Origin of the sequence: Nostoc sp. FACHB-190 (assembly GCF_014696905.1) — a bacterium.
Classification (GTDB): Bacteria; Cyanobacteriota; Cyanobacteriia; order Cyanobacteriales; family Nostocaceae; genus Nostoc_B.
The window spans coordinates 49790-63766 of record NZ_JACJQW010000015.1 but is presented as its reverse complement, the minus strand read 5'-3'; the positions used below and the strand labels follow the sequence as shown (position 1 = coordinate 63766).

General features: G+C 39.2%; 11 protein-coding genes and 1 pseudogene. 3 read left to right on the top strand and 9 right to left on the bottom strand.

Going from position 1 to position 13977, the window contains the following annotated elements; all coding sequences use genetic code 11:
• Positions 1 to 124: 124 nt before the first annotated feature.
• The 5 genes and pseudogenes from H6G28_RS17360 to H6G28_RS17340 form a co-directional block, all read right to left on the bottom strand.
• Positions 125 to 2131 carry an AMP-dependent synthetase/ligase gene (locus H6G28_RS17360; RefSeq protein WP_190672633.1) on the bottom strand — a complete coding sequence of 669 codons (2007 nt, stop codon included), beginning with the start codon at positions 2129 to 2131 and terminating at the stop codon, positions 125 to 127.
• Between the two features lie 616 nt (positions 2132 to 2747).
• Entirely contained in the window at positions 2748 to 3980 is a 1233-nt protein-coding gene (locus tag H6G28_RS17355) for a hypothetical protein (RefSeq protein WP_190672630.1), read from the bottom strand.
• A gap of 3 nt (positions 3981 to 3983) precedes the next feature.
• Positions 3984 to 4685, bottom strand: a complete 702-nt coding sequence (locus H6G28_RS17350) for a hypothetical protein (RefSeq protein WP_190672628.1) — start codon at positions 4683 to 4685, stop codon at positions 3984 to 3986.
• Positions 4686 to 4818: 133 nt separating this feature from the next.
• Positions 4819 to 6867, bottom strand: coding sequence for a tetratricopeptide repeat protein (locus H6G28_RS17345; protein ID WP_190672624.1), 2049 nt, complete (start codon positions 6865 to 6867; stop codon positions 4819 to 4821).
• 200 nt (positions 6868 to 7067) lie between these two features.
• Positions 7068 to 7697, bottom strand: a pseudogene (locus tag H6G28_RS17340) (Uma2 family endonuclease).
• 561 nt (positions 7698 to 8258) lie between these two features.
• Between H6G28_RS17340 and H6G28_RS17335 the strand changes: the two are divergent.
• Complete coding sequence (locus H6G28_RS17335) at positions 8259 to 8408, top strand: hypothetical protein (protein WP_190590548.1); 150 nt, start codon at positions 8259 to 8261, stop codon at positions 8406 to 8408.
• A 78-nt stretch (positions 8409 to 8486) separates the two neighbouring features.
• Here H6G28_RS17335 and recQ read toward each other — a convergent pair whose 3' ends face one another.
• Positions 8487 to 10643 (bottom strand): DNA helicase RecQ, encoded by a 2157-nt coding sequence (gene recQ, locus H6G28_RS17330; RefSeq protein ID WP_190672767.1) that lies wholly within the window; start codon positions 10641 to 10643, stop codon positions 8487 to 8489.
• 136 nt (positions 10644 to 10779) lie between these two features.
• Between recQ and H6G28_RS17325 the strand changes: the two genes are divergently transcribed.
• Together H6G28_RS17325 and H6G28_RS17320 are read left to right on the top strand one after the other, a co-directional pair.
• A complete protein-coding gene (locus H6G28_RS17325) occupies positions 10780 to 11412 on the top strand; it encodes a Uma2 family endonuclease (RefSeq protein WP_190672622.1) in 633 nt (210 codons plus the stop codon).
• Between the two features lie 265 nt (positions 11413 to 11677).
• Entirely contained in the window at positions 11678 to 12379 is a 702-nt protein-coding gene (locus tag H6G28_RS17320) for a Uma2 family endonuclease (protein WP_190590546.1), read from the top strand.
• Between the two features lie 57 nt (positions 12380 to 12436).
• Here H6G28_RS17320 and H6G28_RS17315 read toward each other — a convergent pair whose 3' ends face one another.
• From H6G28_RS17315 to H6G28_RS17305, 3 genes are all read right to left on the bottom strand, one after another.
• The gene (locus tag H6G28_RS17315) at positions 12437 to 12763 is read right to left on the bottom strand and encodes a type II toxin-antitoxin system RelE/ParE family toxin (protein WP_190672619.1); all 327 of its coding nucleotides are present in this window, start codon (positions 12761 to 12763) and stop codon (positions 12437 to 12439) included.
• Complete coding sequence (locus tag H6G28_RS17310) at positions 12747 to 13037, bottom strand: type II toxin-antitoxin system Phd/YefM family antitoxin (RefSeq protein WP_190672616.1); 291 nt, start codon at positions 13035 to 13037, stop codon at positions 12747 to 12749. Before H6G28_RS17310 ends, H6G28_RS17315 begins: the two co-directional genes overlap by 17 nt.
• A 551-nt stretch (positions 13038 to 13588) precedes the next feature.
• Positions 13589 to 13837, bottom strand: coding sequence for a hypothetical protein (locus H6G28_RS17305; protein WP_190672614.1), 249 nt, complete (start codon positions 13835 to 13837; stop codon positions 13589 to 13591).
• Between the last annotated feature and the right edge of the window lie 140 nt (positions 13838 to 13977).

The window sequence follows — 13977 nt, the reverse complement described above, 5'->3', positions numbered from 1 at the left end:
ACTCTATAAAGTTTGCATTGGAAATTATCAACAAAGAAATCAGGGTGTCAGTAGTCAGAACTCAGAATGTAACTGTTTTTCATCAATTCTGAATTCTGAATTCTTGACTCTGAATTCTGCTTTATCAGGCAAACATTTCGTTAATCAGGTCGCGGTAGCGTTCTGCAACAACGTGTCGCCGGATTTTTAGTGTTTGGGTCATCAAGCCATTTTCAATAGAAAACGGTTCTAGAATCAGCCTGAATGGCCCAATGCGATCGTCTAAACGATAACCTGGACGATTCTGAACTTCCCGATTCAATTCTTGGCGAAACAAATCCTGGATTATTTTACTCTCTAGGTCAACACCAGTGCTGAGTGCTGTTAGCGGTAGCGAGGCGTTTAGCCCGTCCTGAGTGCTGAGTTGAGTTGGTAGATTTATTTGCACGTTCTGACTTTCAGCCCATTTTGCTAAGGCTTCCAGGTTGGGGACAATTAAGGCACCAATACTGCGCTGATCTTGCCCTACGAGCATGATTTGGTCAACATAAGGCGATCGCAAACACGCATCTTCAATTGGTTGTGGTTCGATGTTTTCCCCGTTGGTCAAAACAATTGTATCTTTGGCTCTGCCAGTCAGCACCAAGTCATTTTCTGGTGTGACCCAACCCAAATCACCGCTATCAAACCAACCTTCAGCATCAATCACTTTGGCGGTTGCTTCGGGATTTTGGTAATACCCTTGCATGATTTGTGGCCCCCGCAACAGCACTAAACCTCGTTGTCCTTTTGGGAGAGGCTGGCGATTTTCAGGATCTACAATTTTTACTTCTGTACCTGGAATTGGTTGACCGGATGAACCACGGAAATTTCGCCAAGGACGACGCGCATTCGTCACGGGAGAAGTTTCGGTTAAACCGTAACCTTGTAAAATATCTACACCAATAATTTCAAAAAAGTTATCAATGTGCCTTGGTAATGCGCCACCACCACTAATCACATGCTTGATTTGTCCGCCTGTGGCTTCTCTTACCTTGGCATAAACAATCTTTTCTCCCAAAAGATGCAACGGTAACAATGCCAAGGCTTGAATTTTAGCCAAAATTCTTTCTACGCTGGAAGCCTGAATATGATCTAAACTCAAGCCTTGGGCAATGCGTTGCGCTTTGATATACTTTTCGCTTGTCCCTACTAAGAAGTTGATCAGGCGTTGCTTGTTGGCTGGTTGTTCTCGAAACTGCTTCTGGACACCTTCATAAATCGATTCCCACAACCGGGGGACGGCAATCATATAATTTGGTTTAAATTCTCTCAAGTCGCGTTTGACAGAACGCAAGTTTGTGTAAACTTGAGTGCAACCTTGTGATAACAAAAAGTATTCACCACTACGTTCGTAACTGTGCCAGGTTGGTAAAATACTCAACACAACATCACCTGGGTGTGGTTGGACGATCGCCCGCAAATATTTCACCTGGTGCATTAAATTGCTGTGGGACAGCATTACACCTTTGGGCTTTCCGGTGGTTCCAGATGTATAAATTAACGTTGCTAAGTCATCAGGAGACTGTTGCGGTCGCACTAATGTCCGATTTACCCCGATTTCTTGTAACTGGTTGAAATTCAGGATTTTGAGTGCGTCGTCTGTTGGTGGCGTTTCGTCAGAGAGTAAGATAATGACGCGAATTGGTAAGTCATATAGGCGATCGCGTAATCTATTTAAGGTTTTTAAATCTTCAACTACCAAAATTGTACTGCCGCTATTGGCAATAATAAACAGCAGTTCTTCTTTCTCGGCTTGCGAACTACGCACCGCATCCACACCGCCAGCCGTAATAATACCTTGGTCAGCAATAAACCAGCGAGGACTATTATCAGCAATTAAGGAAATGCGATCGCCTGCTTGGACTTCTAAAGCTTGCAAACCTGCCGCAAATTGTTGAATTTGTTCCGCTAACTGAGTATATGTAACAACTGTTTCTGGTTTGGAATGGGGATTTCGCAACGCCACAATATTCCCAAATTCTTTTGCAGCTAAAGGCCAAATCTCCGAGAGTAAATTTACTTTTGAGTAATCTACAGAACCTTGAAATGCCAGCCTTTCTCTCTCACTGATGTTTAATAATATGGAAGATGCAGATTGGGTCTTGGACATAACACATTACCTAAATTGTAGTAATTTTTAAGTTCTAGTTTATTCTGCTATCCACACTACAATACTCTCCTCAATTTCTAGATCGCGGATTGTGTCAGTTATTTCGTCAGTCCAACGATTGTATTGATAAAAATTTATGTTAGAGTGAAGTTATATAAACTTTAAGCAATACATTCACCAATGATTGCTTAATTTTTGATGGCGAACATCAAAAACAGTGACCACCTAACTTTTCAATGGGGGTGATTACCTATAGATTTCACAGATGCAATATGCCTCACTCTAATCAATGCGACTGCTTGTTTGGCATTACCTAAGTTTCTGTCTGGGATTCTAGCTAAAATCAGGTCTAATCAAGCATCTACAACAGCGCCCACCTCAACAAAAGCTACAGTTGCAATTACTAGTTTCCCCTATTGTACGGTTTATGCAGTAACAGGCAGTCAATATTGTAGATTCAGTCCCCATTTTTGTTCCAAATGTTCTAGTTATTAATTAATCTCTGCACCATAAGACTGAGAACCCCAATTTCTAAAAGAAATTGGGGTTCCATTTATTCAAGAAAAGTTTAGGAATTGTGTAAAATTAGATGTTTTATCACAGATAGATAATAACTTTATTTTGAATCTGGTTTAGAAGCATTTTCAATTATATAAGTTAACAAAGAGGTAATCATACCAGCCGTAAAAGAAAACACAGCAATAATTGTATCACGAGGTAAGATACCATCTAAAAAACTACCTTTGATACTGGATACTGGAAAATTTTTATCTAACCCAATGTTAATTTGTTGAGTTTTACCAACGAAACGAACTTCTAAACCTTTTTTAGGCAAAATCTGAATATGGCGTATTAATCTTATATCTAAAGGCATATCAGGTTTTGCTGCCATGAGAAATTGACCTTGTTTAATTTCTCGTTCCTGTTCTGCCATTTGGACTTTGCCTTCGATGATCGTAGAAATTGCTAAATCATCTCTAATATCACCACTTCTTTCTAAACGCTCAAAAATAACATCTTTGGTAGTGATTTTGCTCCGAAACCATTGTTCATCATCTTCTGGTAATTCTGATGCAGTCAGGTAAATAGTATTATCTTGACTAATTTTCAAATTTAATTCTTTAATATCGGGATTTAAAGTAAATTCTAATGGTGTTTGTGAATCTTGAATTTCTGGTAACTTTACTTCTGGTAATTTATAGCCTTGTAAACTAATTTTTACTGGTTGCTCTCCTAAATAAAGATTTAAAATATTCGGCTGACTGTCTAACTCTGGTGTAGCTTGAGGTTTAAGAGAAAAAGCTATTCTTTGACGATAAAAGTCATAAGTTAAGCCTTCGACTTTAGTATTTGGTTGTAGTCGGAGTTCATTTAAATCTATTTCACTGGTTATTGGCGAGTTAATTGGGGTAATAATTAACTTACTCTGACTATCAGTTAAATTAATTTTGAGCGTATTTAACTGATTTAGTTTTGGCGAAGATTGGCTAGTGAATTTGCCTGTGAAAGTTAATGTTTGAATACCTTCTGTTTCTAGCTTTTTAATTCGCCTAACAGATTGTAAAAATAGCTTGGGTTGCTGGTCATTATAGGTAAAACTCACTTCTTTTACAACGAGATTACCTTCAAAAACATGAGTGCCAGGAATCAGAATAAAAAGACTAACAATACCAAAAATTATTAATAACAACAGTACAATCACAAATAATCTTTTACCAGCTAAATATTTACCCAACTGGTTCAAAACTTGGAAAATGAATTTAATAACTGTATAAACAGAACGTACCAAAACAATAATTAAATTTTTGATAATTCGCAGTAATTTGCTAGTCTTTTGCCTAAATACCATGATTTATTTCAGCCAGTTGGGATTGTGGTCAAAATCATAACGCCGTTCAAATGGCTCATCTTTTCTGCCAATACGTTCTTGTTGCGCTATGACATGGATTTGATAACGACCAGCAGGGGCTTTGAGAGCGTGCCAAGTAAATACAACTTCACCATTTTGGTAATTATTTCGAGGGCTTTTGTAAATAACTTTACCTTTACGCAAAATTGCAAAGGTAGGAAATGTTGCCCGACGAGAAGTATAAAACACAAATTCATATCGCCCAGAAGGCTTCCCAATGGTAACTGGTAGATAAATTGAATTGACTGAAGCAAGGGCGCGTAGACTGTTGGGGGGAACTGCGGCTGCGTTTAAAACATCAGGTTTTAAGGGAAAGGTAAAAAGACCTTGAGTTCGTTTTAAAGATAAGTTATCTAAAAGATAATTTTTACTCAAGGATTGTAATTTGACTTCTGGAGTAGTGTTGCTGTTGCCCACGCGAGGAATTTGCAGAGTTATAAGGTCAGGATAGTTAGTAATGCCACGAGTGGCAATGGAAATTAATCTAATACCAGAAGTTACATCTCTTGTTTGTATGCCTTCGCAACGGTTGTTATCACGGCGAATGTAGTCAGTGGTTTCAGGGTTGCCAGAGGGGCAAGCTTGGGCTGGAAGGGTACTAAGGCTGAAAATAAATAAACTAGGGAATAAAAATTTATATTTCATAATTATCGCTGTTATTTTTCATTGATTATTAAATTATGGTTTTGTAATGATATAGATTTGTGTCCTAACGACAACAAATTGTGTCTAAACAACAACTTTTTTCATAACATAGTTATATTTATTTCTAATCACTTCATTCAGGTATGCCCCATTCACGAAGTTTTTTAATTACTGCATTCATACTGTAGGCAAAACCAAAACCGCCTGTGGACGGGGACAGCGTTGAGGATTGAAACTGAGTTCTAGCAGCATTTTCTCTTCGTGAACTAGAATCAGTAATCTGCACCATAAAGCCAATTACCTCATATGTCTCTTTATCAATGATTGGCCCTCCAGAATTGCCTTCTGCAAGAGTGGCTGTAATTTGCAGCTTGTTTTCTTGAGAAATTACATTGCTAATTCTGCCTGATTCAGTAGTCCAATCACCGCCATTGCTGGGATGGCCAATTACGATTACTTCGGTAGTACGCCGCACATTGCCAGAAGATATTGTTAGTTTTTGAATATCTTCTGGTATGTCTGTAACTTTAAGTAAAGCTAAATCTAATTTATCGTTGGGCTTTGTAATTTGCACAATTTGGGCTTTGTACCGAGGAGGAAACTTACCAGGAGGCGGTTGACTATAAAACTCCAACTCGATTCTTTCACTGGCGCGTTTTGTGCCTTGTGCATCTGTAACTACATGACGATTGGTGAGAACCCAGGCTGTGTTTCCTTCACGTTTCACCACCCAACCAGCACCAATATTATTGCCAGTGGGAATTTCGGCAACAATCCGCACCACAGAACGTAACACTCCAACTAATGGTTCTTCTTGAGAACTAGGTAGCCACTGGCGATCATTTACTACTTCTGGTTGTGGATCTATATAAGTTTTGATATCTACTAAGTAAGCACCTTGGCTATCTAAATTAAGCTCAAGAGGACGGCTAGCAGCAAGCTTTGTCACATCAAGTAACTGCCTCAATACTTTATTTGGATCAATACCTCGCTTGAGAGTGAATAATAAAGTACTATCTGTACAAGGAGCATTGACGCTAACAACAGCACATAAAACTGGTTCACCTTTAAAGATTCCAGCCTTGATAAACTTTAGCGTATTGTTATCATAGTTCCTTTGAAATCTGCGAGATACCTCTGTACATCGGCGTTCAGCTGACAACTCTGATGAGGAGTAGTTTTGAGAAACCCATTTAATTATTGGTACTTTCTGTCCATCCGAGGAACGAGCAAACGTAATTGGTACACCATTGCTTTGACCACAAAAGAATTTTGTGCTTTTAATAGAGTGTTGTGAATTTTTCTGTATTGCTAACAGCCGTTCTGCTTCCTTAAGGTTATTTTGAGCAATTGCGTAATTTGGATCTAAGGAAATAGCTTGTTTAAATTCTGCGATCGCCTCTGTTAATTTCCCTTGCTGCTGTAAAGCTAAACCTAAACTAGTATGAGCTAATGTATCAGCAGTGGTAGGAGTTCGAGATTTATCTTTTATTAAATTGAAACGCTGATATGATGAGCTTATCACGCTTACACGTGAGATTATACTCAATACATGTGAATATGATACGCCTAGATTGTTGTATGCTGCTGCATAGTTGGGATCAAGTTGAATAGCTTTTTGATATGCTGCTACTGCCTCATCCAGTTGCTTCTGGTTAGATAGCGCAACGCCCAGATTGTTGTATGCTGCTGCATAGTTGGGATCAAGTTGAATAGCTTTCTGATATGCTGCTACTGCCTCATCCAGTTTCTTCTGGTTAGATAGCGCAACGCCCAGATTGTTGTATACTACTGCATAGTTTGGATCAAGTTGAATAGCTTTCTGATATGCTGCTATTGCCTCATCCAGTTTCTTCTGGTTAGACAGTTCAACGCCCAGATTGTTGTATACCGCCGCATAGTTTGGATCAAGTTGAATAGCTTTTTGGTATGCTGCTATTGCCTCATCCGGTTTTTTCTGGTCAGATAGCAAGTTGCCCAGGTTGTAGTATGCACCAGCATTATAGGAATCAATTGCCAGAATGACACGCCAAATTGCTTCCGCTTTAGAATATTCACCAGTTTCTTGGGCAGTATTGCCTTGTTGAAATGGCTTATCAACAGGAGTTTGGGCAGATGCCAATTGTGGTGTTGTCGCTAGAGATAAGCTTAAAAATAAAGCAAGTAGCTTAGGGTTTCTCACAATCCACCCAAATAAATGTAAAACTTCTACTTTTAAGTATATACACTAGGTTTTGCTAAGGTAGCAGTCGTCAATCATCTTTACAACAACAAAATCCCTGATATTTTTGAGGATGCAACTAGCAAATAAGCAGTTGAGCGATAAAAAAGGTTTTCCGCGACATAACTTGATAAAGTCATACATTCTTAGTTAACGCTCTACTACGAAGCTAAATCAAAAATTTGCTGTGCGGTTAAATTAAATTGAGGCAAGGTAGGAGAAACAATAGTCATATTTCCTGTAAAGGTAGTCATCTGATACTCTTTATCAACCAAGTTACAAACAAAAATTGTGGGTTGCTTCGGATTACCAATGAATTTTCTCGCCCCTAGTGCGGTATAATCAATAATCCAATATTCCTCAATCCCCATTTCCTCATAATCCCGAAATTTATCGTAATAATCATCACGCCAATTAGTAGAAACTACCTCAACAATTAATTTGACAGAATCAGGATTTTGAATAATTGATTCGCTTTCCCATCAGGGTTCATCCCCAAGAATTTGTTTATTTAAAACGATGATATCTGGCTCATAACCTGATTTTTCTCGTTTAGGTTTGATAATCGATTCTCTGGGAATAAACCAAACTCCACTAAAGCCTATCTGTCTAATAATTATCAATAGTTGCTCGATTAGGGAACCTGTGAGATTTGAATGTTTTCCCTTTGGCTTTGGCATTTCGATAATTACTCCATCATGCAGTTCGTACCGAACTTCTGAATTTTCAGGATACCATTTGATAAATTCATCGAAACTGTATAATTTGGATTCGATTTGTGCTTGAGTCATATTATCGAACTTATACTTTAAGTGCTTGATGAACAGATAAGTAAGTAGACACAATTATTTAGAAGACGCATTTCGACTTCTCCCCAAGGGAGACGCTACGCGAACGCTCAATGCTCGATCCTTGAGAATAAGAGGGTTGAGCGCAGCGATGCACTGAGCTTGTCGAAGTGTCGAAACCCGGTATTTTTAAGTTAGGTTTAATTTAGTCCTACTACTTAAAATTACTCTAATTACAATTTATTTTAATATTTTTGGATTTTACTGCTTAATCCGTATCTAACATCCACAAATTCACACTTATATATAACTATTACCATACTGGTGAAGTACAGCAATATAAATTTAACCGCCGATTCAAGAGGATGAACGCAGATAAATTTTTACTTCAGCAGAGGAGAATCTGATCGTGGAATATCATTCTGGCAAAATTTTACAAAACTAAATATTGAACTAGCTTATGGAGATGAGAAGAAAATCAAAAGGACTAATGTAGTTCATTTGACAAAATATGTTTCACACTAGGTAAATAGCAAACAAAATTTTGCAAAAAGGGGCATATACATGAGCTTTACAGATGGTTTATTGCTGACATTGGTAAATACTGTGGCTTGTTTGATGTTGCCAAAGCTGTTGTCTGTGATTTTGACTGACAAAACCGAAGCTGAAGCTAAAGTAGCAACTCAACCTGTATCTAGTTCTGAAATTTCCTAAAATCCTGATTGCTGCTGTCGGGCGATCGCTCTGTAGAGAAACATGGAATAATATGTGTTGATGCGATCGCCAAAAAATTTATTTACGCTTTTCTTGTCGCCATTTTTCTTTGACTAAGCGAATTTCATCAAAGGTATAGGCTGTACCCAGTTGTTCTTTTAGCGGGGTGAGGGGAATATCACCGAGAACTTCTAGTACTTGCCAAATTTTTTGGTGATGTTCTAACGGTACAATTTGGTATAAGTCTACAGGCTGATTTTTCTCGATTAATCTTGCGAGATGGCTAACAATTGTCGTTGGGCTGAGTTTGCGTTGTTTGGCAATTTCCGCGACACTTAAACCTTGTTGATGTAAATGCAGTGTTTGTAATTCCGTTCCAGAAATTAAGCTGACTGAAGGTATCACATCAACATCAAAACTAGCTGAACTTTTCGCCTCGCGGTAAGTCCGAATTTCTGCTAAGAATTTTTCGCCATATTGGGCAAGTTTATGACTCCCGACACCAGATAGTTTACCAAATTCAACTAAGGTTTTAGGCTGTACCTGTGCCATCAACTTTAACGTCGAGTCATGAAAAATTACGTAAGGTGGAACAGACTGTTCATCAGCCAATTGCTTACGCAGCGATCGCAATTTATGTAATAATTCTTCAGCCTCAGCAGCTTTGGGACTTTCTTCGATTAAACTTAATTTTTGGGTTGCAGACACAGCAATTTCCACTTTGCGCTGTCGTCGCATCACTTCCCAACTGTGGGCGTTCAATTTTAAGACAGAGTAACCATCACTAGTTTGTTCTAGCAAACCTTGATGTAACAGCGATCGCCCCAAAATTCGCCATTCTTCCACACTTCTATCTTTGCCGATACCGTAGGTAGATAATTTGTCGTGTTCGTATTGAGTAATCTTCTGATTTTTTGCCCCCCGCAACACATCAATAATATGCAGCATTCCAAATCTTTCTTTGCAACGCGCCACACAAGATAAAAACTTCATCGCTTCAATTGTCCAATCTTCCACGGGTTTGGGATGACGACAATTGTCGCAGTTAGCGCAATTTCCGAGAAATCTTTCGCCAAAATAACTTAGTTGAATTGTCCGCCGACAATCTGTCCCCTCAGCATAATCTATCATTTGTCGCAGTTGTTGTTTAGCAATCAACTGTTCTTGGGCATCTGTTTTTTGGTTAATACTCCACTCAATAGTTTTAATATCACCAAAACTAAAAAAGATTGTACAGCGTGAAGGTTCACCATCGCGTCCTGCCCGCCCAGATTCTTGATAGTAACTTTCTAAATTGCGGGGAATATCAAAATGAATTACTAGCCGGACATCTGGTTTATTAATTCCCATCCCAAAAGCGATAGTCGCCACCATCACCCGCACATCATCTCGAATAAATCGCGTTTGATTATTGCTGCGTTCTTCGTCACTTAATCCCGCATGATAAGGCAAAACTGAAACTTTATCATTTTGCAGTTTAAAAGTTAATTCATCAACTTTTTTGCGAGTCAGACAATAAATAATCGCTGAACCGTCAATTTCTCGAATTAATTCTAATAATTCAGCGTAAGCATATTTAGATTTCGGGCGGACTTCGTAATACAGATTTTGCCGATTAAAACTCGCAATGTGAATACTAGGTTGCTTTAACCCGATTTGTTGAATAATATCAGAACGCACACGTTCAGTTGCCGTTGCTGTCAACGCAATCGTCGGGACATTGGGATAACGCGATCGCAACGAGCGCAACTGGCGATATTCTGGACGAAAATCATGTCCCCATTCCGAAACACAGTGCGCCTCATCAATTGCAAAGGTAGAAATCCCAACTTGGTGATGTACTAAATCGAGAAACGGCAAAAACCTTTCACTCATCAGCCGTTCTGGGGCAACATAGAGTAATCTTACCCTACCATTCAGGATGGCTTCTTCACGAGAGCGAACTTGATAAGGATTCAAACTACTATTGAGAAACGTGGCGCTAATATTATTATTTCGCAGTGCTTCTACTTGGTCTTGCATCAACGCAATTAACGGCGATACCACCACCGTCAATCCCTTCTTAATTAACGCTGGTAGCTGAAAGCACAAAGACTTACCGCCACCTGTGGGCATAACTACCAGCAAATCCCGATTTTGTAGCGCATCTTCGATAATTTTTCGCTGTCCCGGACGGAATTGATCATAACCGAAGTGATATTTTAGCGCCTGTTCGAGATTAGGATACTGAAGCATAGCGATCGCTTTTTTGGCTGCATTCCGCGTAGGTAGTTGATACAAAGATTATAAAAGCATAAAATCCTGTCTGCGGTGTGAATTAAAATATGTGCAGGCATGACCCCAACAAAACCTTACCAGGAGAAATCAAATTATGGTCAGTAGCCTGACAGAACTTTTAAACGATCCAGAGTTATCCCAAATTGATGACCCAGAGGAAAAATTTATCACTACTGGCGTAAACTGGCAAATGTATGAAGCATTACTAGCAAAACTAGAAGATAACTCTCATTACCGCGTTACTTATATAGATGGAATATTAGAAATTGTGTCACCGTCTATCAGGCATGAAAATCTTAAAAAACGTTTGGCAATTTTAATAGAACGCTATCTCTACTTAAAAAGAATCCGCTTCAGCCCAATGGGAAGTTCTACTGTTAAAAAACAACTCAAACAAGCTGGAGTTGAACCCGATGAATGCTACGCCATTGGCGAGAAAAAAGATATCCCAGACTTAGCTATAGAGGTAAATATTACTAGTGGTAGCCTGGACAAGTTAAAAATTTACCAACGTTTAGGAGTAGCTGAGGTTTGGGTTTGGCAATTCAATCAACTCAAACTTTATCATTTACGCGAAGAAATACCAACTCAGTTTTTAGATACTCACGGTTATGAACAGATTACTTCAAGTGAAATATTACCTGAACTCAATATTGCCTTATTAGAACAATGCGTTCAGATTTCTGATGATATCGAAGCCATCGACCAATTTGAACAAGATGCGTAATTTCTAATTAAAGATTGATTCTTCGTGGTTTTGCACTTCTGCGTGAGACAAAAATATTTCAGTGCGATCGCTCGCTTGGTGTAGATCCTGATACTTTAATTTATAGCAGTCGAAGTATAGGTTAGGAAATTTAAAAAGCCTGAATGCTAGGTATAGTAAAACTTTTACCTCCTGCCTCCTGCCTGCTTGGTGAGCGAAGCCGAACCACTGCCTCCTGCTATATAAAATAAAAATATACTCATAACAGAGGAACGGGAAATCAATCATGCTAAATTACAATCCGTTAGCTTGTTTGCCTTCATCTGAGGAACTACCAGACTCTGACGATACCCCCGTGGATAATGAATTACAAGATTTAATTCCTGGTTTACTCAAAGCCCTTCTAGCAATGGCTTGGCCAGAACGCATGGATTGGTTTTTTGGTGTAGATATGGGTATTTATTATGACCCAGATTTACCAGCTATAGTCCCAGATGGATTTTTGAGTTTGGGCGTAGAGCGATTTTATGATGAATACCTCCGTCCCAGTTATGTGCTTTGGGAAGAGAAGAAACTACCAATATTAGTATTTGAGGTGGTATCTCAAACTTATCGCGGTGAGTATTCGACTAAGAAAGCCGAGTATGCAAAATTGGGAATTTTATATTATGTAGTTTACAACCCACTGCGTCGCCGTAAACCGCGTTTAGAAGTTTATAAATTAGTGAATAATGCTTATGAATTATTGCATGATGGAAATCATGTTTGGTTGCCAGAAATTGGTTTAGGAATTGGCATCGAAAGAGGAACTTATTTAGGCATTCCCCGCGAGTGGGTGTATTGGTATAACGAACAAGGGGAACGGTTGTTAACACCAGAAGAACAAGCCCAGCAAGCAAAGCAACAAGCCCAGCAAGCCCAACAACAAGTACAATTACTAGCGGAACGGTTGCGATCGCTCGGCGTAGATCCTGATTCTCTCACCTGATTGGTGATTATTTAAGATGCTTGTCAATTACCAGGAAACCATATCCCCGAATTGTTCTCATTCTTCATCCACTTCATCAGATGTTAAGAGTGCTTGTGAAGTATGACGCATGTACAAAATATAAACAGTATCATCACGAATTGTAAAAAGAATGCGGTAGATATTTTTTGACTTGCCATAAAGAAGTTGACGCACTTCTTCAGAAAATATTTCATGTTCTACAGCTAAAGCGCACCGACGAGGTTTTTCTTGAAGAGTTGCTATTGCATTCATCAACCCCCGAAACCACTGATCTGCATAAGCTGGGTTATATTCTTTCAGCCATAAGTATGCTGATTCAATTTGAGCGTCCGCAGTCTTGGTGGTTCTAACTTGAAATACCATATTTCTGCTGCATTTCTTGCTCAAATGCACTTAATGGACGCGTATTTCCTGCTTCTATGTCTTCTAGTCCCTGTTTAATTCCTGCTATTGTTTCTAACTGTTCTAAAAGTTCTAAAAGCTTTTGGTATGATTGAGCATCTTGAACAACTAATTCGGCTTTACCATTGACAGTTAAAACTACAGGTTTTCCTGTCTGCTTCATTTGCTTAATTAAGTCAGATGTGTTGCGCTTGAAGTTTGAGAGAGAGTGAATATCTCGAATAATGTTGAGCATTGCTGTAATTATGCACTTAATTTGCACTCAATTTAATGCTATCATCTGGAACATTAAAAATTAAAGACTCGTGGTAAAGTGCGTAGGATGAGCATCATCGTAGACATCGCTTGGCGTAGATCCTGATTCTCTCACCTAAATTGCTATCAAAATCTATTACAGATAATTTTGAGAAAGCGATCGCTCGATGTAGATCCTGATTTAATCTAAGAGGATGTTTGAAAAGTCCTTAATCATGTATCAAACCACATTCTACACAGCATCTAAATGTGTATACAGGGTAGCTTTCCTTCTAGGGAAAGGGTCTACCGTGTACACACAAGTCGAAAATTTCCAGTCTGAAACCACATCCCGCCTAGAACTAAAGTTCCAGGCTGATAGCTAAAGTCCACAAAGCGTGGACTGGAAGAAATTTTTAGTTGAGTCATCTTCAGATGACTTGCGCTATGAGACTCGGAATTCATTCCGAGGCGGGACAGATGTACTACTCATTAATAGGGTTCAAAGCCTGATTAATGAAGTTCAAAGACTCGCCCACGAGTATCAAACACTCATCCGCGAATATCAAAGACTCGCCCACGAGTATCAAAGACTCTCCCGCGAGTATTAAACACTCTCGCGCGAATATCAAACCCTCGCCCATGAGTATCAAAGACTCTCGCGTGAGTATCAAAGACTCGCCCACGAGTATCAAACACTCGCCCATGAGTATCAAAGACTCTCGCGTGAGTATCAAAGACTCTCCCGTGAGTATCAAACACTCTCGCGTGAATATCAAACACTCGCCCACGAGTATCCAAGACTCGCCCACGAGTATTAAAGACTCATTCACGAGTATCCAAGACTCATTACAGCAACTTTCATTTACCTAAACCACACACTCACCCTCTTCTCTGCGCCTCTGGTTACTGAGCGCAGTCGTTCGCGTTAGCGTCTCCGA